Source organism: Kitasatospora azatica KCTC 9699, from assembly GCF_000744785.1.
Classification (GTDB): Bacteria; Actinomycetota; Actinomycetes; order Streptomycetales; family Streptomycetaceae; genus Kitasatospora; species Kitasatospora azatica.
This window is the reverse complement of sequence record NZ_JQMO01000003.1, coordinates 1,326,359-1,347,374: the sequence shown is the minus strand read 5'-3', so window position 1 is coordinate 1,347,374 and position 21,016 is coordinate 1,326,359. Positions and strand designations below refer to the sequence as shown.

At 69.4% G+C, this 21,016-nt stretch carries 20 protein-coding genes; 11 read left to right on the top strand and 9 right to left on the bottom strand.

Annotated features, from left to right (window positions below; translation table 11 throughout):
* Positions 1 to 570 precede the first annotated feature (570 nt).
* The 5 genes from BR98_RS17075 (at position 571) to BR98_RS17055 (ending at position 5,238) form a co-directional block, all read left to right on the top strand.
* Positions 571 to 1,509 (top strand): ABC transporter substrate-binding protein, encoded by a 939-nt coding sequence (locus tag BR98_RS17075; RefSeq protein WP_063774922.1) that lies wholly within the window; start codon positions 571 to 573, stop codon positions 1,507 to 1,509.
* 292 nt (positions 1,510 to 1,801) lie between these two features.
* Positions 1,802 to 2,710 (top strand): ABC transporter substrate-binding protein, encoded by a 909-nt coding sequence (locus BR98_RS17070; RefSeq protein ID WP_035845716.1) that lies wholly within the window; start codon positions 1,802 to 1,804, stop codon positions 2,708 to 2,710.
* A gap of 62 nt (positions 2,711 to 2,772) precedes the next feature.
* Positions 2,773 to 3,747, top strand: coding sequence for an amino acid ABC transporter permease (locus tag BR98_RS17065; protein ID WP_232247448.1), 975 nt, complete (start codon positions 2,773 to 2,775; stop codon positions 3,745 to 3,747).
* A gap of 50 nt (positions 3,748 to 3,797) precedes the next feature.
* The gene (locus BR98_RS17060) at positions 3,798 to 4,550 is read left to right on the top strand and encodes an amino acid ABC transporter ATP-binding protein (RefSeq protein WP_035852735.1); all 753 of its coding nucleotides are present in this window, start codon (positions 3,798 to 3,800) and stop codon (positions 4,548 to 4,550) included.
* A 94-nt stretch (positions 4,551 to 4,644) separates the two neighbouring features.
* Positions 4,645 to 5,238 (top strand): CGNR zinc finger domain-containing protein, encoded by a 594-nt coding sequence (locus BR98_RS17055; RefSeq protein ID WP_035845714.1) that lies wholly within the window; start codon positions 4,645 to 4,647, stop codon positions 5,236 to 5,238.
* Here BR98_RS17055 and sodX read toward each other — a convergent pair.
* A complete protein-coding gene (gene sodX / locus BR98_RS17050) occupies positions 5,222 to 5,689 on the bottom strand; it encodes a nickel-type superoxide dismutase maturation protease (RefSeq protein ID WP_083977484.1) in 468 nt (155 codons plus the stop codon). The two genes, BR98_RS17055 and sodX, sit on opposite strands and share 17 nt — an antisense overlap.
* Before the next feature lie 188 nt (positions 5,690 to 5,877).
* On the opposite strand from sodX, the gene sodN reads away from it, so the two are divergent.
* From sodN to BR98_RS17030, 4 genes are all read left to right on the top strand, one after another.
* Complete coding sequence (gene sodN / locus BR98_RS17045) at positions 5,878 to 6,273, top strand: superoxide dismutase, Ni (protein WP_035845712.1); 396 nt, start codon at positions 5,878 to 5,880, stop codon at positions 6,271 to 6,273.
* 81 nt (positions 6,274 to 6,354) lie between these two features.
* Entirely contained in the window at positions 6,355 to 6,831 is a 477-nt protein-coding gene (locus BR98_RS17040; protein WP_035845710.1) for a GNAT family N-acetyltransferase, read from the top strand.
* Positions 6,832 to 7,043: 212 nt separating this feature from the next.
* Complete coding sequence (locus BR98_RS17035; RefSeq protein ID WP_407639459.1) at positions 7,044 to 7,487, top strand: ATP-binding protein; 444 nt, start codon at positions 7,044 to 7,046, stop codon at positions 7,485 to 7,487.
* A 147-nt stretch (positions 7,488 to 7,634) separates the two neighbouring features.
* Positions 7,635 to 8,705 (top strand): RNA polymerase sigma factor SigF, encoded by a 1,071-nt coding sequence (locus BR98_RS17030; protein WP_407639530.1) that lies wholly within the window; start codon positions 7,635 to 7,637, stop codon positions 8,703 to 8,705.
* Positions 8,706 to 8,840: 135 nt separating this feature from the next.
* Here BR98_RS17030 and BR98_RS17025 read toward each other — a convergent pair whose 3' ends face one another.
* A complete protein-coding gene (locus BR98_RS17025) occupies positions 8,841 to 9,260 on the bottom strand; it encodes a hypothetical protein (protein ID WP_051969859.1) in 420 nt (139 codons plus the stop codon).
* A 51-nt stretch (positions 9,261 to 9,311) separates the two neighbouring features.
* Here BR98_RS17025 and BR98_RS17020 point away from each other — a divergent pair, with 51 nt between their 5' ends.
* Together BR98_RS17020 and BR98_RS17015 are read left to right on the top strand one after the other, a co-directional pair.
* A complete protein-coding gene (locus BR98_RS17020) occupies positions 9,312 to 10,283 on the top strand; it encodes a diacylglycerol/lipid kinase family protein (protein ID WP_035845705.1) in 972 nt (323 codons plus the stop codon).
* Between the two features lie 382 nt (positions 10,284 to 10,665).
* Entirely contained in the window at positions 10,666 to 10,917 is a 252-nt protein-coding gene (locus BR98_RS17015; protein ID WP_014138019.1) for a WhiB family transcriptional regulator, read from the top strand.
* A 406-nt stretch (positions 10,918 to 11,323) separates the two neighbouring features.
* Here BR98_RS17015 and BR98_RS17010 read toward each other — a convergent pair whose 3' ends face one another.
* The 7 genes from BR98_RS17010 to BR98_RS16980 all read right to left on the bottom strand — a co-directional run bounded on the left by BR98_RS17010 (position 11,324) and on the right by BR98_RS16980 (position 20,816).
* The gene (locus tag BR98_RS17010; RefSeq protein ID WP_083976674.1) at positions 11,324 to 12,841 is read right to left on the bottom strand and encodes a sensor histidine kinase; all 1,518 of its coding nucleotides are present in this window, start codon (positions 12,839 to 12,841) and stop codon (positions 11,324 to 11,326) included.
* Between the two features lie 410 nt (positions 12,842 to 13,251).
* Positions 13,252 to 14,307: an SIS domain-containing protein gene (locus tag BR98_RS17005; protein ID WP_035845701.1), complete on the bottom strand. Its 1,056-nt coding sequence runs from the start codon at positions 14,305 to 14,307 to the stop codon at positions 13,252 to 13,254.
* 50 nt (positions 14,308 to 14,357) lie between these two features.
* Entirely contained in the window at positions 14,358 to 15,665 is a 1,308-nt protein-coding gene (locus BR98_RS17000) for an extracellular solute-binding protein (RefSeq protein ID WP_035845698.1), read from the bottom strand.
* A 360-nt stretch (positions 15,666 to 16,025) separates the two neighbouring features.
* Positions 16,026 to 17,579: a glycoside hydrolase family 3 protein gene (locus tag BR98_RS16995; RefSeq protein WP_035845695.1), complete on the bottom strand. Its 1,554-nt coding sequence runs from the start codon at positions 17,577 to 17,579 to the stop codon at positions 16,026 to 16,028.
* Between the two features lie 6 nt (positions 17,580 to 17,585).
* Positions 17,586 to 18,425 carry a carbohydrate ABC transporter permease gene (locus tag BR98_RS16990; RefSeq protein WP_035845692.1) on the bottom strand — a complete coding sequence of 280 codons (840 nt, stop codon included), beginning with the start codon at positions 18,423 to 18,425 and terminating at the stop codon, positions 17,586 to 17,588.
* On the bottom strand, positions 18,422 to 19,405 hold the full coding sequence (locus BR98_RS16985; protein ID WP_035845689.1) for a carbohydrate ABC transporter permease: 984 nt from the start codon (positions 19,403 to 19,405) through the stop codon (positions 18,422 to 18,424). Before BR98_RS16985 ends, BR98_RS16990 begins: the two co-directional genes overlap by 4 nt.
* A 130-nt stretch (positions 19,406 to 19,535) precedes the next feature.
* Positions 19,536 to 20,816 (bottom strand): extracellular solute-binding protein, encoded by a 1,281-nt coding sequence (locus tag BR98_RS16980; RefSeq protein WP_035845687.1) that lies wholly within the window; start codon positions 20,814 to 20,816, stop codon positions 19,536 to 19,538.
* Between the last annotated feature and the right edge of the window lie 200 nt (positions 20,817 to 21,016).

The window sequence follows — 21,016 nt, the reverse complement described above, 5'->3', positions numbered from 1 at the left end:
CCCGAAGAAGCTGAAAATCCCGGGCCGCGTCGTCGCGATCCGGATTCGGGGGGTCGGGGCGACTGTCGGGGCCGCCCTCGAATGAGGGTTTTTGGGTGTTTCGCACGGTGCAACGGGCTGAGCCTAGGCCTCGGACCAGGCACCACACCGATGCCTTGGTTCCTCGTCACGCACTGTTCACCGGCCGTAGCGGTAAGGCGCGCACACCCGCAGGAGTGAACAGGAAGACGCTCACGGGAGCTGGTGCTTCGGATACGGAGTCGGCGTCATGACTTCCGGTCCTGGGCACCCCGGTCCTGTCGCGAACCGGTGGTCTCTGTTCGGTATCGGGGGTCACCCGATAGCAGATTCTGACACACCCGGCGCTCCGACCGGCAGACCGGGATGGGAGGATCCCCTTTCCCGCTCCCTTCACCGGACCTCGTCGGACACCGGCCGCGCACCCTCCTCCTGCGGCCTACCAGGGCAGACCCGAGGTCACGCTGCACACCCCAGCAGCCGGTCCGTGGCGGAGCTCACTTCGTTCTTCCCTCCCTCAGGAAGTCCTTCGTCATGTTCAGACGCACCTCCATGCCCAGACGCACCCTCAGTCCCGTCCGCCACCGCTCCCTGCTCAACCGCTCGCTGCCGGCCGGCCTCGGCGTGGGCGGCCTGCTGCTCGCCGGCTGCGGCAGTGCCACCGGAACCACCACCGACCCCGGCGCCGCCCTGCGCGCCAAGCTCCCCGCCTCGCTGCGCTCCGCCGGCGCGCTCAGGATCGGCTCCAACCTCAACTACGCCCCGGTCGACTTCAAGGGCAGCGACGGCACGCCGGCTGGCCTGGACATCGACCTGGCCAACGCGCTCGGCGCCTACCTCAACCTGCGGATCCAGTTCGTCGACCGCCCGTTCGCGCAGCTGATCCCCGCGGTCCAGAACCACGAGCTGGACCTCGCCATGTCGGCGGTGATCGACACCCCGCAGCGCCAGAGCGGGGCCGACGACAACGGCCGGCAGGCCAACCCCGGGGTCGACTTCGTCGACTACTTCCTGACCGGCACCGCGATCCTGGTCAAGGCCGGCAACCCGCAGTCGATCGTCAACCTGGACGGGCTCTGCGGGCGGACCGTGGCGATGCAGCGCGGCACCATCCAGGCCGAGATCGCCGCCCGCCAGGTGGCGGCCTGCACCAAGGTCGGCAAGTCGCTGACCATCGACCTGTTCGACACCGACGAGCAGGCGCTGGCCGAGGTGGCCTCCGGCAAGGCGGTGGCCGACCTGAACGACTACCCGGTGGCCGCCTACAACACCCAGCCCGACCGGGGCGGCGACCGCTTCCAGGTGACCGGCGCGATGCTGCAGACCAGCCCGTACGGGATCACCGTCAACAAGGCCGACAACGCGCTGCGTGACGTGCTGGCCAAGGCGGTGGACCAGCTGATCCGCAACGGCACCTACGACAAGATCCTCACCAAGTGGAACGCGCGCAACGGCGCGGTCCCGGTCTCGGAGATCAACGGCGGGTTCTGACAGCCGCTGACCGGACCCGCTCGGACGCACCGCCGGGCGGGTCCGGGTCACCGGTGAGAGGCTGTCAGAAAAGGGCTCTCGCCGGCTCAGCACAGATAAGCGGATGTCAGAAGGAGGGTCGGCTACCCCCGTTATCCATTTTTGATCTGAATGGTGCTCCGCTCAACAGTTCGGTGATGGCAGGATCTCCACCACCACCTCAGGCGGAGGGTGGGCCACCATTCACACCCGATTCACCCCCGAAAACAGCGGGCCCGATCCGCCTCACCTCTCACCAGGAGGCTCCCCCCAAATGAGCACCCGTACTCGCCGTTCCCGCCTCGCCGCCCTCGGCGCCGTCCTGGTCACCGGTTCGCTGGTGGTCACGGGCTGTAGCAGCAGCAAGAGCAGCTCCAGCGGCTCCTCGGCGGTCCCGACGCCGACCGCGGTCGCCTCGCTCTCCGCCCTGGTGCCGGCCGACGTCAAGGCCGGCGGCAAGCTGGTGGTCGCCACCGACGCCTCGTACGCGCCGAACGAGTTCAAGGACGCCAGCGGCACCATCGTCGGCATGGACGTCGACATGGCCAAGGCCATCGCGCAGACCCTCGGGCTGACCGCCGACGTGCAGAACGCGACCTTCGACTCGATCATCCCGGGCATCACGGCGAAGAAGTACAACATGAGCCTGAGCTCCTTCTCGATCACCACGGAGCGCGAGGCCAGTGTCGACATGGTCAGCTACTTCTCGGCCGGCACCGGCACCGCGGTGAAGAAGGGCAACCCGAACAAGGTCGACGCCAACGACCTGTGCGGCAAGAAGGTCGCGGTGCAGACCGGCACCACGCAGGCGGACTCGATCAAGAACACGATCAACCCGGCGTGTGTGAAGGCCGGCAAGCCGCCCATCCCGAACGACGGGGACAAGTTCGACCTGCAGACCGACGTCACCACCGCCCTGGTCTCCGGCCGCGACGACGCGATGCTGGCCGACTCCCCGGTGGTCGACTACGCGGTCCAGCAGACCGGCGGCCAGCTGCAGACCATCGGCTCGGTCACCGACACCGCCCCGTACGGCGTGGTGCTGCCCAAGGGCACCGACCTGACCAAGGCGGTCCAGGGCGCGATCCAGTCGCTGATGAGCAACGGCACCTACAAGGCGATCCTGCAGAAGTGGGGCGTCCAGGCCGGCGCGATCAGCAGCTCACAGATCAACCCCAGCTGACGCTCCGTCCGGACCCCTAACCCCCGAGGCCACACACCGTGAATTCATCCGATCACGGGGCGGTGAACAAGGGACGGCCTGAAGCCATCAAGGCCGTCCCGGTCCGCCACCCCGGACGCTGGGCCGGAGCGATCGTCGTCGCGGTGCTCGCCGCGATGCTGATCCACGCCCTTGTCACCAATCCCCAGTTCCAGTGGCATGTCGTCGGGCAGTACCTGTTCGACTCCTCGATCCTGCACGGGCTCGGCGTCACCCTCGAGCTGACGGCGCTGTCCATGCTGATCGGTGTGTCCGGCGGCACCGTGCTGGCGATCATGCGGCTGTCGCCGAACCCGGTGCTCTCCTCCACCGCCTGGTTCTACATCTGGATCTTCCGCGGCACCCCGGTGCTGGTCCAGCTGCTGTTCTGGAACTTCCTCGGCGCGCTCTGGGGCAAGCTCTCCATCGGTGTGCCGTTCGGCGGCTTCCTCGGGCTGTCCGACGGCGGCGCCTTCTGGTCCGAGGACACCAACAAGCTGATCCCGCTCTTCGTCGCGGCGCTGCTGGGCCTGGGCCTCAACGAGGCCGCCTACATGGCCGAGATCGTCCGCGGCGGCATCCAGTCGGTGCCGCTGGGCCAGACCGAGGCGGCGCACGCGCTGGGCATGAGCCAGTCCTCGACCATGCGGCGGATCATCCTGCCGCAGGCCATGCGGGTGATCATCCCGCCGACCGGCAACGAGACCATCTCGATGCTGAAGACCACCTCGCTGGTCTCGGCGATCTCGCTGGAGGAGCTGCTGCGGGCCGGTGAGAACATCTACTCCCGCACCTTCCAGACCATCCCACTGCTGGTCGTGGTCAGCCTCTGGTACCTGTTCCTGACCTCGATCCTGACCGTCGTCCAGTACTACATCGAGCGGCACTACGCTCGAGGTGCGAACCGGATCCTGCCGCCGACCCCGATGCAGCGGCTCCGCGGCCTCTTCTCCGGTCGACCCAAGCCACCCAGCGCACCCGATGTGGTCCCCGGACTCGAGGGAGGCGGCCACCTGTGAACGACACCGTCAACGACACGCCGAAGGTGATCAGCGACTCGGTCACCCCGATGGTGAAGGCCGAGGCGCTGCACAAGTCCTTCGGCCTGGTCCAGGTGCTCAAGGGGATCGACCTGGAGGTCCGGCAGGGCCAGGTCTTCGTGCTGGTCGGGCCGTCCGGCTCGGGCAAGTCGACCTTCCTGCGCTGCATCAACCACCTGGAGAAGATCAACGCCGGCCGGCTCTGGGTCGACGGCGAGCTGGTCGGCTACCGGCAGAAGGGCGACCGGCTCTACGAGCTGAAGGACCGCGAGGTCGCCCAGAAGCGGCGCGACATCGGCATGGTCTTCCAGCACTTCAACCTGTTCCCGCACATGACCGCGCTGGAGAACATCGTCGAGGCGCCGGTGCAGGTCAAGGGCGAGTCCAAGGCGGCCGCCCGGGAGCGGGCCAGGGCGCTGCTGGACCGGGTCGGCCTGTCCGACAAGGCCGCCAGCTACCCGTCCCAGCTCTCCGGCGGGCAGCAGCAGCGGGTGGCGATCGCCCGGGCGCTGGCCATGGAGCCCAAGCTGATGCTCTTCGACGAGCCCACCTCGGCGCTCGACCCGGAGCTGGTCGGCGAGGTGCTGGACGTGATGCGCGGCCTCGCCGAGGACGGCATGACGATGATCGTGGTCACCCACGAGATGGGCTTCGCCCGCGAGGTGGGCGACGCGCTGGTCTTCATGGACGGCGGTGTGGTGGTGGAGTCCGGCCACCCGCGCGACGTGCTGGCGAACCCGCAGCACGACCGCACCAAGGCCTTCCTCTCGAAGGTGCTGTAGCGCTCGGAGACCGGGCAGAACGAACGCACCGTTTACCCGGACGGCGTAATAGGCTTAAGGCGACTCACCCGTTACCGCTCCCTCGGAGGGCCCTGTGGAGCTCGCCTCCTACGCCGATTACGCCGTCCGGCTGGTGAACAGCGAGGAGCCGGACCGCGGCACCGACGCGCTGGTCTCGGTGGACGCCGTGCGCGACCTGTTCGGCAGCCCTGACTCGCGCGCCGCCCAGCTGACCGAGCCCGCCGACCTGCCCCGGCTGCGGGGCGTGCGGGCCCGGCTGCGGGCGGTCTTCGAGGCCGCCGCGGGCGGCGACGAGGTGCGCGGGGTCGACCTGCTGAACGGCCTGCTGGCCGAGTACCCGGTCAGCCCGCAGGTCTCCGGGCACGACTACCTGGACGAGAGCGGCCGGCCGCGCTGGCACCTGCACCTGGCGGACAACGCGCCCAGCGCCACCGCGAACTTCACCGCGGTGGCGTGCATGGGCCTGGCCATCCACCTGACCGAGCTGGGCGCGGACCGGCTCGGCATCTGTCAGGCCGCGCCCTGCCGCAACGCCTACCTGGACACCTCGACCAACCGGTCCCGCCGCTACTGCTCGGACCGCTGCGCCACCCGCGCCAATGTGGCCGCCTACCGGGCCCGCAAGAAGCAGGAGGCCGCCGCGGCCGCCGCTACCGCGAGGGGCTGAGCCGGCGCAGCACCCCGAACCGGGCCGCCAGCCACGGCACCCGGCCCAGCGGCCAACGGCAGAGCAGCCGCTCCAGCCAGCCGGCCGGCGCCAGCCAGGACACCCGCGGACTGACCCGCAGCAGCACCCGGCCGAGCACCAGCTCGGTCGGCACCGCGCCGAAGTCCCGGCTGTCGTTGCCGAGGAACTGATTGTCCGACAGCAGCCACCAGCCCTTGGGCCGCAGCTCGGCGGCCCGCTTGACCACCAGCAGGTCCTGCCGCATCGGATGGCGGACCAGCACCACCGCACCCGGGCGGACCCGGGCTCCGTAGCGGACCACCACCTTGTCGCCGTGGTAGAGGGTCGGGACCATCGACGGCCCGTCCACGTCCATCAAGCCGAACGGCAAGAGCCCGCCAGCCGTACTCTGCACGGGCTCAGTACCCGTGTCAGCGTCCCGCAGCCGCATCGCCGCCATTGGTGCCCTCCTCCTCGTCCTGCCGACCCGGTCGGGTCCAGCATCCCGCATGGACAACGCGTGCCCGATATCGACCGGTTCCGACTCCACCTTTTGCCCTAGGCCCCCGTCCCGGCCGAGAGAACCGGGGTCCGGCGGGGTAGTCTCGGCGCGGGAAGACGATCTAAGGAAGGACTCCCATGTTCTCTCGTCTGTTTGCGCCGCGGGTCACCGCTCACGCCCACTGCGACCTGCCCTGCGGTGTCTACGACCCGGCTCAGGCCCGGATCGAGGCCGAGTCGGTGAAGGGTACTCAGGAGAAGTACCAGGCCAACGAGGACGCTCACTTCCGCGCTCGCGCCATCATCATCAAGGAGCAGCGCGCCGAGGCCGTCAAGCACCACCTGTCGGTGCTCTGGAGCGACTACTTCAAGGCCCCGCACTTCGAGAAGTACCCGGAGCTGCACCAGCTCTTCAACGACGCCCTCAAGGCCGCCTCGGCCGCCAAGGCCTCGACCGACCCGGCCACCGGCCAGACGCTGCTGGACTACATCGCCCAGATCGACAAGATCTTCTGGGAGACCAAGCAGGCCTGATCGCCCGGTCCCGTCGACGGCGCCGCTCACCCTTTGGAGTGAGCGGCGCCGTCCGCGTTTCGGCCCAGTACCCTCGGTTGCATGATCAGAGAAGCCGTCCGCGAGGACGTCCCGACCATCATCGAGCTGATCCGTGAGCTGGCCGACTACGAGCGCGCGCTCGAGGAGGCCAGGGCCACCGAGGACCAGCTGGCCGAGGCGCTCTTCGGTGAGCAGCCGGTGGTCCACGCACTGATCGCCGCGGACGAGGCGACCGGCGAGACGGTGGGCTTCGCGCTCTGGTTCCGCAACTACTCCACCTGGAACGGCACCCACGGCGTCTACCTGGAGGACCTGTACGTCCGCCCGGGCAACCGCGGCGGCGGGCACGGCAAGGCACTGCTCAGCGAGCTGGCCAGGATCGCCGTGACGCGCGGCTACCAGCGCTTCGAGTGGAGCGTGCTGAACTGGAACGAACCTTCGATCGGCTTCTACAAGCGGCTCGGCGCCGAGCCGCTGGACGGCTGGACGGTCTACCGGTTGACCGGGGACGCGCTCCGCGAGCTGGGCACTTCCTGAACCACGTAAGCGGGAATCCGGCTCCAGGTCGCGACATCCGCACTCTGATCGCGGTAACGTCTCGGCGGACGGCCCGCGTCCGGTGCCGCCCGGCTGGGTAGGAATCGGAACGTACCGCACCACCCCTCAAGACAGTTGGGGCGAAGCAGTTGAGCCAAGCAACAGAACGTGCCGCGGCCTCGGGGTCACAAGCACAGCGCGTCACCCAGGAGGTGAGGGTGGACCAGAACGTCGGCGATCCCGCGGGAAAGGCCGAACAGGACCGGGCTGCCCAGGATTTCGTGGAGGTCCGGCTGCCCGCGCAGGGGGCGTACCTCTCGGTGCTGCGGACGGCCACGGCCGGGCTCGCGGCCCGGCTGGACTTCACCCTGGACGAGATCGAGGATCTACGGATCGCGGTGGACGAGGCCTGCGCCATCCTGCTCCAGCAGGCGGTGCCCGGGTCGGTGCTGTCCTGCGAGTTCCGGCTGGTCGGCGACGCACTCCGGGTCACCGTCTCGGCCCCGACCACGGACGGTCGGGCCCCCGAGCGGGACACCTTCGCCTGGACGGTGCTCTCCGCACTGGCCGGCGAGGTGGAGTCCTCGGTGGCCGCGGACCGCACCGTCAGCATCAGCCTGCACAAGAAGCGCGGCGGGACCATCCTGCAGCCGTGAACCCCGCCCTGGGGCGAAGTACCGGCCGGTCCGCGACCGGAATCGCTCCCGTTCGGGAGTCCGGTCGCGGTACAACCAATGTGATGGCCCGGCCGCGAAGGCGGCCCGGGTGCTCCCGGAACGGAACGGGGGATCGCCGTGAGTGATCTGGATCGCAACTCTGCCGTCGGGCACCCGCCCGTGGACGGCCTGCCGACGGACGCCTCGTCCGCCGGCGCCCGTGCCGCGCGCACTCCGGGCGCCCGGCGCCGTACCGTACCGGCGCAGCCCGGCGGACCCGCGCCGGGGCCCGCCACCGACCAGCACGCGCACCCGAAGGACGCCCAGCGGATGAGCCAGCCGACCGACCCGACGCCGGACCAGACAGCACCAGCGCTGCCGCCGGCCGCCGACGAGGACCCGCTGGCGGAGGTGGTGCGGGCCGCGCTGCCGGCCCAGACCGCCGTGCACCACCGCTCGTCCGCGCCGGACCGGGAGGCGGCCCGGGCGCTCTTCGTCCAGCTGTCCACGCTGCCCGAGGGCTCGCCGGAGCGGGTGGAGCTGCGCAACCAGCTGGTCCGGATGCACATCCCGCTGGTCGAGCACCTGGCCCGGCGGTTCCGCAACCGCGGCGAGCCGCTGGACGACCTGACCCAGGTGGCCACCATCGGCCTGATCAAGTCGGTGGACCGGTTCGACCACGAGCGCGGGGTGGAGTTCTCCACCTACGCCACTCCGACCATCGTGGGCGAGATCAAGCGGCACTTCCGCGACAAGGGCTGGGCGGTGCGGGTGCCGCGCCGGCTGCAGGAGCTGCGGCTGTCGCTGACCACGGCGACCAGCGAGCTCTCCCAGCGGCACGGCCGCTCCCCCACGGTGCACGAGCTGGCCGAGCACCTGGGCATCTCGGAGGAGGACGTGCTGGAGGGCCTGGAGTCGGCCAACGCCTACTCCACGCTCTCGCTGGACGTGCCGGACAGCGACGACGAGTCGCCGGCCGTGGCGGACACCCTGGGCGCCACCGACGAGGCGCTGGAGGGGGTCGAGTACCGCGAGTCGCTCAAGCCGCTGCTGGCCCAACTGCCGCAGCGCGAGCAGAAGATCCTGGTGCTCCGGTTCTTCCGGAACATGACGCAGTCTCAGATCGCCGCCGAGGTGGGGATCTCGCAGATGCACGTGTCGCGCCTGCTGGCGCGCACGCTCGCCCAGCTGCGGGACAAGCTGCTGGTCGAGGAGTAGAGCTCGAAGCATGCACCGGGGCGCGCGCCAGTCGGCGCGCGCCCCGGTTCTGCTGTTACGAGCTCAGCCCGACGAGTGATCCCAGTCCGGCGGGTGGTCCCGGCCCGACGAGTGGTCCCGGCCTGGCGGGTGCTCTCAGTCCGCCGTCTCGTACAGCGCCTTGGTCACCTTGGGGTTGAGCAGCACCACCAGCCCGGCCAGCCCCACCAGGCCCACCAGCGCCCCGAGCAGCGGCATCATCCCGGTGCTCTGCCACATGTAGTAGGCCACCGGCAGGCAGAGCGAGTGGGTCAGCACGGCCGGCGTGCGACCCCAGCGGCGCAGCCGCAGCAGGGCCCGGGCGGCCAGCAGCGGCAGCAGGCCCATCAGCAGGATCACCGCGCCGCCGTACTCGGCCAGGCCCTGGTTCCTGGTGCTCTCGACCAGGCCGGCCACGATCATGTAGCCGCCCCAGACCACCAGCGCGGAGCCCTCGGCCACGGTGAGGGCGACGGCGGCGAGCAGCTGGGGCGGGCGGGCTGCCGACTGGACGGGTGCGGAGGTTTCTGCGGTCACCCCAGCAGGGTAGCCGCCGCCCCGCGAGTGCCGAGCCGTAGGCTGAGCCCCATGCGCGCGCTCCTGGTCGTGAATCCGAAAGCCACCACCACCAGTGGCCGGACCAGGGACGTCCTGACCCACGCGCTGCGCAGTGATCTCAAGCTGGAGGTGGCGGTCACCGAGTACCGCGGCCACGCCCGGGACCTGGCCCGCCAGGCGGCCGCGGACGGCGCGGTGGACCTGGTGGTGGCGCTCGGCGGCGACGGCACGGTCAACGAGGTGGTCAACGGACTGCTCGCGGCCGGTCCGGGCGAGAAGGTGCCGCGGCTGGCGGTGGTGCCGGGCGGCAGCACCAATGTCTTCGCCCGCGCGCTGGGCCTGCCCAACCACCCGGTGGAGGCCACCGGGGTGCTGCTGGACGCACTGGAGCAACGCCGGGAGCGGGCGATCTCGCTGGGCAAGGCGATGACCGAGGGGCTGCCGGACCGCTGGTTCACCTTCACCGCGGGGCTGGGCTTCGACGCCGGCGTGGTCGGCCGGGTGGAGGAGCAGCGCCGGTCGGGGCGCAAATCGACGCACGCGCTCTATGTCCGCGAGGCGCTCCGGCACTACGTCACCGAACGTGAGCACCGCCGGAGCGGGCCGGTCACCTTGGTACTGCCGGGTAGGGCACCTCAGCCGGGACTGGTGATGACCATAGTTTCGAACACCTCACCGTGGACCTTTCTCGGTAACCGCCCGGTACTGCCCTCTCCGTCGGCATCCTTCGAAACCGACCTTGACGTCTTCGGCATCACTCGAATGACGGCGTTCGGAACCGCTCGTACGGTTCGTCAGATCCTGCGGCCGCACACTCCTTCGGAGCAGTCGCAGAAGGCTGTTGGACCTTCCGGGAAGCATGTCGTCTCCTATCACGACGTCAGGCACTTCACCTTGGTTTCAGAGGAACCGGCCCCATTTCAGGTCGATGGGGACCACCTTGGAGACAGGAGTCGCGTCAGTTTCACAGGCGTACGGCGGGCACTGCGTGTGATTGTGTGACCAGAAGGGGGTCCCGCCCTTCTTCTCGAACGCGCTAGCCCCCTTCACCCCATAGAAGTACTGCCTGTGAGGTAGGCGACACCGAAGAATCAAAAATTCCTCCTCGAAGGGGGTTGTATCCGAGCCCGAGGTTTGCGAACCTCTACATGGCGATCGGGACGCATCGCAGCGGGACAGCGAAGCGACCCACTGATGGCATCCCACTCAGCCTCCGGCTGGGGATCCGCTCAGGATTCGCCCGAAACCCCCTCAGCTCAGACCGCCAGGCCGTAGAGGCCTCTGGTCCGTTTTGCCGTTGTGGGATTCGTGAAAGCGTTCACATTCACAAGCCATCGATTGTGCTGACCGGCCACCGCCTGTCAGCAGGAGGAGTTGGACGACCATGGACTGGCGCCACCGCGCTGTCTGCCGCGAAGAGGACCCGGAGCTGTTCTTCCCGATCGGGAACACCGGTCCTGCTCTGCTGCAGATCGAGGAAGCCAAGGCCGTGTGCCGCCGTTGTCCCGTCATGGAGCAGTGTCTCCAGTGGGCCCTGGAGACCGGTCAGGACGCCGGCGTCTGGGGCGGCATGAGCGAGGACGAGCGTCGCGCCATGAAGCGCCGCGCCGCCCGCAACCGCGCGCGCACCGCCTGAAGCGAGTCACCTCGCTTCACTTGCAACACCCCAGTAGTACCGATCACGTAGTACCGATCAACACATGATCACAGGCTTCGACCGCCACTCCGTCGAAGCCTTCCGACTCGGTCGCGACACTTGCCACTGTTCACGCAGAGCAATATCGTGGACCTGGGACGCTCACCGTACGCAATATGACGGGGCGGGCGACCCGCCTGCGACTGCCGCAGGCCGACCCTCGTCGGCCGACGACAGACCGCAACACAGAGCCCCCGTTCCGACCGACTCCCCCCGACGGCCGGAACGGGTTGAGAGGCCCTGCCGACCCTCCCCCCCCGGTCGGCAGGGTCTCGTTTCTCTCTCTGTGCACCCTCTCCGTGGCACCTTCTCCGCGAAGGTCGCTCCGCGAACCTTCTCCCGGGGCTTATCTGACCGGGATCTCCAGCACCACCTTGGTCCCGCCGCCCGGCGCCGCGACCATGTCGAAGGTGCCGCCCAACTCCCCCGTGGCCAGTGTGCGGACGATCTGCAGTCCGAGGTTGCCGTCCTCCTGCGGGTCGAAGTCCTCGGGCATCCCGCGACCGTCGTCCTGCACGGTGATCAGCAGGTACTCCTCCGGCTTCTCGCCGCCCGTCCAACTGTCCGACCAGCCCTTGCCGGTGGCCGGCGCCCGGCCGCGCAGCGCGCTGACCGAGAGGTTGCCGGCCGCCTTCGGACCGAAGGCGTGCTCCAGCGCGTTCTGCAGCAGCTCGGTGAGGACCATCGCCAGCGGGGTGGCCACCTCGGCCGACAGGATGCCGAAGCTGCCGCTGCGCCGGGTGGTCACCTGACCGTCCTGGGACAGCTCCATCACCATCGCCAGCACCCGGTCGGCGATCTCGTCGAAGGCCACCTGCTCGTCCAGCGTCTGCGAGAGCGTCTCGTGCACGATGGCGATCGAGCCGACCCGGCGCACCGCCTCGTCCAGCGCGGCCCGGGCCGAGTCGTCGCCGAGCCGGCGCGACTGCAGCCGCAACAGCGCGGCCACCGTCTGCAGGTTGTTCTTCACCCGGTGGTGGATCTCCCGGATGGTGGCGTCCTTGGTGATCAACTCCCGGTCCCGGCGCCGCAGCTCGGTGACGTCCCGGGCCAGCACCAGCGAACCGGTGTGCACGCCCTTGGGCTTCAGCGGGATGGCCCGCAGGGTCACCACCCCGCCCTGCGCCTCCACCTCGGTCTGCCGGGGCGCCCAGCCGCTGGCCAGCTTGACCAGCGCCTCGTGCACCGCGTTGCGCGACGGGGGCGCCAACTCGGCGGTGGTGCGCCCCAGGTGACCACCCACCAGATCGGTGGTCAGGCCGAGCCGGTGGTAGGCGGAGAGCGCGTTGGGGCTGGCGTAGGTGACGATGCCGTCGGCGTCCAGCCGGATCAGGCCGTCGCCGACCCGGGGGGCGGCATCCATGTCGACCTGCTCGCCCGGGTAGGGAAACGTTCCGGCAGCGATCATCTGGGCCAGGTCCGAGGCGCTCTGCAGATAGGTGAGCTCGAGCCGGCTCGGGGTGCGCACGGTGAGCAGGTTGGTGTTGCGGGCGATCACTCCGAGTACCCGGCCCTCGCGCCGGACCGGGATCGACTCGACCCGGACCGGCACCTCCTCGCGCCACTCCGGATCGCCCTCGCGGACGATCCGGCCCTCGTCGAAGGCGGCGTCCAGCAGCGGCCGGCGGCCGCGCGGGACCAGGTGGCCGACCATGTCGTCCTGGTACGAGGTGGGCCCGGTATTGGGCCGCATCTGGGCCACCGAGACGTACCGGATGCCGTCCCAGGTGGGGATCCACAGCACCAGGTCGGCGAAGGATAGGTCGGAGAGCAGCTGCCACTCCGAGACCAGCAGGTGGAGCCATTCCACGTCGGCACCGGTGAGGGTGGTGTGGCGGCGGACGAGTTCGTTCAACGAGGGCACACCGCGAGCGTAGCCAAGTTGAGGCCGCGGGGCGCGATCTTGGTTGTCCAGACCAATGTGGAGCTACTTCTGGACAACCCAGATTGGTCTAGTCCACAATGGAGGCGCACCAAGGAACGACCACCCGCGCAACTGCCCTGACCGCGCGCGGTCGCTCCACGGTCGGCCGCCGACGCACCGGGACCCCGCACAGTTCCAGCGCCACACCAAGGCGGCCGACGACAGCTCCGGGCTGCGGTGCCACGTGGGTTGAGGGTCCCGCGTCGGCGCCGTGGCCCGTAGTGCTTTCCAAGCGCTTGCTCAGTGCGGTGCGGCTCAGTGCGGCCCAGCTCGGTGCGGTGCGGCTCAGTGCGGCCCAGCTCGGTGCGGTGCGGCTCAGTGCGGCCCAGCTCGGTGCGGTGCGGTGCGGCTCAGTGCGTCTCGGTGACCTTGGCGAGCGCCCGCGGCGCGTCCGGGTCCTGGCCGCGGGCGATGGTGATCTCGTAGGCGAGCTGCTGCAGCGGCAGGATCTCCAGGATCGGCTGCACCTCCTCCGGCACCCCGGCGGGCAGCGCGAAGCCGGCCGAGGCCGCGTCCACCTGGTCCTGCTGCCCGACCACCATCAGATCGGCGCCGCGCCCGCGCAGCCGGTCGAGCACCGGCTGCAGCGCCTCGCCGCCCTTGCCGTCCGGGACGATCGCGATCACCGGCGAGACGTTGTCCACCATCGCCAGCGGCCCGTGCAGCAGATCCGCGCCGGAGAACGGCGAGGCCGGGATGTAGGTGGTCTCCATCAGCTTCAGCGCCGCCTCCTTGGCGGTCGGGTAGCCGTAGCCGCGCGAGGTGATCACCAACCGCTGGGCGAACCGGTACCGCTCGGCCAGCGCCTTCACCTCGGCCTGCCGGGCCAGCACCGCGGCGGCCAGCTGCGGCAGCCCCTTGGCCGCCTCCGTGCCGCCCCCGCGCAGCCCCTCCACGAGGAGGTAGAGCGCCAGCAGCTCGGCGGTGTAGGTCTTGGTGGCCGGCAGTGCCTTCTCGGCGCCGGCCAGTACGTCGATGTGGAACTCGGAGACCTCGGCCAGCGGCGAGGCGGGGTTGTTGGTCACCGCCAGGGTGACCGCGCCGGCCTCCCGGGCCGCCTTGGTGGAGGCCACCAGGTCGGGCGAGCCGCCGGACTGGCTGACCGTGATCACCAGCACGTCCCGCAGGTCGGGCTTGGCGCCGTAGGCCGTGGTGGTGGACATCGAGGCCAGCCCGGCCGGCTTGCCGAGCAGCACCTCGATCAGGTACTTCGCGTACAGCGCCGCGTTGTCCGAGGTGCCGCGCGCGGTCAGCAGCACGAAGCGCGGGCCGCGGGCGGCGATCTCGGCGGCGATGTCCCGGATCCGGGGCGCGCCCTCGTCCAGGATCCGCTGCAGGACAGCGGGCTGCTCGGCCATCTCGGCCGCCATGATCCGTCCGGGGAGGTTGGTCTGCTGCTCGGACATCCGGTGACCTCCGGTGATTGGCTGGCCTGCCCCCCCGTCAGCGACCGATCCTACGACTGATTGTTGATCAGCTGGTTGATCTGCGCGTCGGCGGCCTTGGTCGCCTCGTCGATGGACTTGCCCGCCAGGATCGCGTCGAGCATGTTCACCAGGACGTTCTGCTTCTCCACCTGGGCCCAGCCCGGCGCTAGCGGGGTGAACCAGGCGTCCGGCACCGCGTTGGCGGCCGCCGCCGTCTCCGGCTTGGAGCGCAGCGGGCCCAGCTGGGTGAGGTTGTTCGGCAGGATGTTCTTGGCGGCCAGCAGGGCCTCGGACTTGGTGCCGGTGAAGAGCTTCACCCAGGCCTTGGCCACGTCGGTGACCTGCGACTTGGCGGTGATCGCCAGGTCCGAGCCGCCGATGAAGCTGGGCAGCGGCTTGCCGTTCGGGCCGGGGAAGCCGGCCACCTTGAGGCTGTCCTTGAGCGCCGGGTCGCCGCCGGGCGCGGTGGCCGCACCGGCCGCCTCCCAGCCGTTGCCGTAGATCACCGCGGCCTTCTGCTTGCCGAGCACGTCCGACTGGTGCAGCTCGTTGACCGTCGGATCGCCGTGGTTGTACTTCTTCACCAGGTCGACGAAGTGCTGGATGCCCTGCTGGGACTTGGGGTCCTCCAGGGTGCCGTGCCAGTTGCCGGCGCTGTCGAAGCGGGCGATGTTGCCGCCGAAGGCCGCCACGTAGGACATCGCGGCGTACCAGTACGGGCCCGGGAGGTAGAGCGCGGAGTAGCTCTTGTCCTCCTTGTGGGAGGCCTGGAGCCTGTCCAGGGCCGCCTTGAGGTCGTCCTCGGTCTTGGGGAACTCGGCGCTTCCGGTGGCCTGTTGGAACATCGCGGTGTTGTAGATGCCGACCCGGGCGCCCGCGTAGTACGGCACGCAGAAGAGCTTGCCGTTGTAGGTGCAGGTGTTCTCCAGGCCGCGGATCCAGCTGTCCGAGTTCTCGAAGTCGGCCTTGTCGAGCGAGGCCAGGGTGCCGTTGAGGATGTACTTCATGGTCTCGGTGTTGCCCAGCTCGACCACGTCGGGGGCCTTGCCCTGACCGATCGCGGTGTCCAGGTTGTTCACCTTGTCGGCCCAGGTCTGGTAGCTGAGCTTGATCGTGACGTTCGGGTACTGGGCCGCGAACTCGTCGTTGACCTGCTGCACCAGCTCCGGCCAGCTGGTCTGCGCGTCGCTCATCAGCCAGATGTTGACCGTCCCGGTCACCGACTTCGGGTCGACCGACTGGTTGGCCGTCGCCCCCGACCCGCCTGACGACCCGCAGGCAGCCAGTCCCGCGACGAGCGCGGTGACGACGGACGCGGCCATGAGCTGACGCTTCACGCAATCCTCCCGGAGGGACGGCAAGAGGGTGTTCCCGCGGCAGGCTGGGCCAGGGGCAACCGAAGGGTTCTGTGGTCTGCGTGGTCTTCGTGGCCCATGAGTGGTCCAGACCAGGTGCCTGGAGCCTGGCCTAGACCAAACGCGCTGTCAACGCCGTGGGTTCACTTGGCCGCCCGCCGTTGCACACCTGTTGTCACCGATCAGCACTCCGCTGTCGCACCGTCACTTGAGGTTGCCTTAATGCCTGCTTAAGGCATGACAAGTCCGGTGCGAACCGCGGGAACGCGAAGGCCCCGAGAGGAGGATTCCTCTCGGGGCCTTCGGGTTGAGCGGCAGTCAGTGGGGCCTGCGGGTGACGTCCTAGACGCTGACCGACGGCTGGCCGGTGAGCACCTCGACCGCGGCCAGGGCGCAGACCCGGGCCGCGCCGTGGGTGGCGATGTGCAGCGCGCCGACCGGCTCGGCCTGCGGCACACCCATCTCCACCACCAGCGCGTCCGGACGGGCCGTCAGCAGCAGGCGCAGCGCCGCCGACATCCACTCGTGGCGGTGCAGGTCACGCACCACCAGCACCAGGCGTCGCCCGTCGGCCTCCGCCAGCACCTCGGCCATCAGCGCGTCCAGCTGCCCGCTCGCCGCCTGCTCCGGGCCGAAGTTGCGGCTGCGGGTGCCCGGGAAGCGCTCGGCCAGCATGCCGGCCAGGCCCCACGGGGTCTCGTCGCCGACCGCGATGTTGGACTCCGCCGAGAAGGAGGCGACATACGGACGGTCCGTCACCGGCACGAACGGCTGGGCCGGATCGGCGGTCACCCGCAGCGCCCGACGGGCCGCCCGCAGGCCGATCGACAGGTCCGGCTCGGTCGGCGCTCCCTGCGCCCGCTGCCGGGCCCAGCTGCCCAGCTCCCGCACCCGCTGGGCCGCCTGGGCCAGCCGCTCGGCGGGAAGCCGGCCCGAGCGGACGCCCTCCACGATGGCGTCCCGCAGCTGCAGCACCGTCTCCTCGTCGCACAGGCCGCCACCCACGCAGATCGCATCGGCACCCGCGGCGAGCGCCAGCACCGTCCCCTCCGCGATCCCGTAGGTGTCGGCGATGGCGCCCATCTCGATGGCGTCGGTGACGATCAGCCCGTCGTAGCCGAGGCCGCCCTCGCTGGCCGGCCCGCGCAGCAGGCGCCCCAGCACGGCCGGGCTCAGGGTGGCCGGGTAGACCGGGTCCAGGGCCGGGATCATGATGTGCGCGCTCATCATGGCCTTGGCCCCGGCGGCGACCGCGGCCCGGAACGGCGGCAGGTCGCGCGAGCGCAGCAGCTCCTCGTCCACGTCGATCAGCGGCAGGCCGTGGTGCGAGTCGACCGCGGTGTCGCCGTGGCCGGGGAAGTGCTTGGCGCAGGCGGCCACGCCGGCCGACTGCAGGCCCTCCACCCAGGCGGCGGTGTGCCGGGCGCACAGCTCGGGGTCGGCGCCGAACGAGCGCACCCCGATGATCGGGTTGCCCGGGTTGGAGTTGACGTCCGCCGCGGGCGCCCAGTTGAAGGTGATCCCGCACTCGGCCAGCGCGCGGCCGAGCTCGCGGGCCACGTCCCGGGTCAGCACCGGGTCGTCGATCGCGCCGAGCGCCAGGTTGCCGGGCCAGGAGGAGCCGGAGCCGACCTCCAGCCGGGTGACGTCGCCGCCCTCCTCGTCGATCGCGATCAGCACGTCCGGGTTCTGCTCGCGCAGCGCCCGGGTCAGCTCGGCCAGCTGGGCCTGGTCGGTGACGTTGCGTCCGAAGAGCGCGACCGAGCCGAGGCCGGCGGCCAGGTGCCGGCGCACCCACTCCGGCGGCTCGGTGCCCTCGAAGCCGGGCTGCAGGACGGTGAGCGCGTCCCGGTGCAGCTGGTCGCTGTCCAGGATGCTGGGGGTGAGGATGCTCATCGGTCGTCAGCCCTTCACTGCGCCGGCGGTCATGCCGCCGACGGCCTTGCGCTGGAGGAAGAGGAAGAGGATCAGGATCGGCAGCGCGAAGAGGGTGGAGGCGGCCATGGTGGCGCCCCAGTCGTCGCCGAAGGTGGTCTGGAACGAGGTCAGCCAGAGCGGCAGGGTCTGGGCGGTGCCCGGACCGGTGGCCTTGTTGAGCACCAGGACCAACGGGAACTCGTTCCAGGCGGTGATGAAGCCGAACAGCGAGGTCGACATCAGACCGGGCGCGAGCAGCGGGAAGACCACCTTGACGAAGGCCTGCGGCCGGGTGCAGCCGTCCACCATCGCCGACTCCTCCAGCTCCTTGGGCACGGCGGCGATGAAGCCGCGCAGCGTCCAGATCGTGAAGGGCAGCACCATCATCATGTAGAAGATGACCAGCGGCACCAGGCTGTTGAGCATGTCGTTGTCGCGGACGATCAGGTACACCGAGATGACCATGATCTCCCAGGGCGCCATCTGCGCCAGCATGATCACCAGGATGAAGGTCTTGCGACCGCGGAACTTCATCCGGGCCACCGCGAAGGAGGCCAGGGTGGCGATCACCAGCGAGGCGAGCACCGAGGTCACGGTGACCACGAAGCTGTTGCGCACCATGTCCCAGAACTGCGGCGCGTGGGTCGCGGTGCTGAAGTGCTCGAAGGTGGCGTTCAGCGGCAGGAAGACCGGGGTCTTGCTGATGATGTCGTTGTTCTGCTTGAAGGCCGTGGAGGCCATCCAGTAGACCGGGAAGGCGAAGAAGACCAGGAGGACGACCGCCACCGCGTTGGCCCAGCTGCGTCCAAGGAAAGAGCGCCTCACAGCTCGTCCTCCTGCTTCAGAATGATCCGGAAGTAATAGACCATCGCCACGGCCAGCATCAGGATGGTGAGCATCGCGATCGCGCCGGCGACGCCGAAGTGCTGGTTGCCCATGCCCTCGACGAAGGCGTAGACCGGGAGCGTCTCGGTGGTCCGCTCGGGGCCGCCGTTGTTGATGGCGAAGACCTGGGTGAAGCACTTGAAGACCCAGATGATCTCCAGGAAGGTCGTCCCCAGGAAGAACGGCTTCAGGCTCGGGAAGATCACCGAGCTGAAGATCTTGAACGAGCCGGCGCCGTCCATCCGGGCCGCCTCGTAGAGTTCGGTCGGGATGGTGGTCAGGCCCGCGTACATGTTGAACGCGACGAACGGGATCGAGCCCCAGACGATCAGCAGGATGATCACGAAGAACGTCGAGTACTGGGTGCTGTACCAGTTGAAGGTGGCCATGCCGTGCCACCCGAGCTTGTCCAGGAACCAGTTGACCACGCCGTAGCGGGAGTCGAAGAGCCAGGTGAAGACGGTGGCCTGGGCCACGAACGGCATCGCCCAGGCGAGGATCAGGCCGACCGACAGCACCAGCCGCATCTTCTTGCCGAGCTTGTTGAGCAGCAGGCCGACCAGGGTCCCGCCGATCATGATCAGCACGACGTTGACCAGCACGAACGCGACCGAGCGGCCGGTGGTGTGCCAGAAGTCGGAGCTGGTCAGCTGCTCCTTGTAGTTGTCGAAGCCGTTCCACTCGGTGATGTGCTGGATCAGCTGGCGCTTGTTCATGTTCTGGAACGACAGCAGCAGCGTCTTCAGCAGCGGCCAGCCCAGCAGCGCCAGCGTGGCGGCGATGGCCGGCAGGAGCAGCAGGTACGGGGCGGCCTTGCTCAGCAGTCCCGGGCCGGCCGACGGTCTGGGTGCCTTCCGGGACGCATCCGCCGTCACTTGCCCTGGGGATTGCACCCGCACCGGGTCCGACTGAACAGCCATCGTTCTCTCTTCCTCACGCCTGGCCGAACTGGGGCGGCCACCGTCCGGCCGCCGTCGCGGCCCCAAACAGGGCGGCGACGCCGCCCACCGCCTCCGTCAGGAGGGCCGGTGAGCGACGCCGCTCGGGGTACTAGTTCTTCTGGCCGAGACGCTTGGTGATCTCGTCGTCGTACTTCTTGGCGAGGCTGTCGTAGTCGCCACCCTGCAGGGCGGCGGCCATGAAGTCCTTGATCGGGTTCGGGGTGTTCTCGACGTTCGCCCAGGCCGGGACGTTCGGCGTGGTCGCACCGTTGGTGGAGGCCGGGATGGCCGCCTTGGCGTAGTCGGTGGTGGCGAGCGCGTTCAGCGAGGTCTTGTTCGGGACCAGGCCGGCGGAGGCCATCTGGCCCTCGTACTTGTCCGACAGGGCGATCTTCAGGAAGCCCTTGGCCAGGTCCTGGTTCTTGCTCGCCTGGGCGATGGCCAGGTTGGAGCCGCCGAGGAAGACGCCCGAGGGCTTGTCCGCGGTCGCGCCCGGCAGCGGGAAGAAGCCCACCTGGTCGGCCGGCATGTCCTTGGGGGCCGGGGCCTCCCAGCCGAGGCCGATCATCGCGCCGATGTCACCCTTGGGGAACAGGGTCATCTGCTGCGGGGTGGCCTCGTCCTTGTCCTTCGGCGCGGTCGAGTAGCTCTGCAGCTTCTGGTACGTCGCGAAGGCGGCCTTGGCCTCCGGGGACTCCAGGTTGCCGACCCACTTGCCGCCGCTCTGCTTGGCGATCTGGCCGCCGGAGCCGGCGATCAGGCCGAAGTAGGTGTACCACTCCTGGCCGGGCAGGTAGATCGGGTTCGCGACGCCGGCGCCCTTGAGCTTGTCCAGGTCGCCGTAGAACTCGTCCAGGGTCTTCGGGGCGGCGGAGATGCCGGCCTTGGTCCACAGCGCCTTGTTGTAGATGACGACGCGGTTGGCGAAGTACCACGGGGCGGCGTACTGCTTGCCGTCCAGCACCGAGGAGGCGTTCAGGTTCGGCGCCCAGTCGGCACCGCCGATGTCGGCCTTGTCCTTGGTGATGTCGAGCAGACCACCGGTGGCCGCGTAGCCCGCGGTCTGGGTGTTGCCGAGCTCCAGGACGTCCACCGAACCCTCGGAGAGGGCGGTGGTCACCTTCTGGCCGATGCCGTCCCACTTCTGGATCTGGATGTTCAGCTTGGCGCCGGGGTAGGCGGCCTCGAAGTCGGCCTTCACGCCGTCCTGCCAGGCCTGCGGGGCGGACCCGTCCATGAACCAGGCGGTCAGGGTCTTGCCGTTGTAGTTGGCCGGCTTGGCCGAGCTGCTGCTCGCAGAGTTGTCCGACGACTTGGTCGAGGAACCACAAGCCGCCACGCCGACGACCATAGCCGCGACGCCGACCGCCGCGATGAGCTGACGCTTCACGCCATCCTCCTGAGGGATGCCCGGTGTGCCCCCCATCGGGCGGCTGGCGACATACGCCCGCAAACCATCGCAAAATGCTAGGAAGCGGTGCCGCGAACCCGTGAGATGGGCTGGGATTCAAGTACTTGGCCTGCAGTGGTGTAGACCAGATGCCTGGAGCTTGGCCTAGACCAATGGCACTGTCAACGGGCCGAAGACCA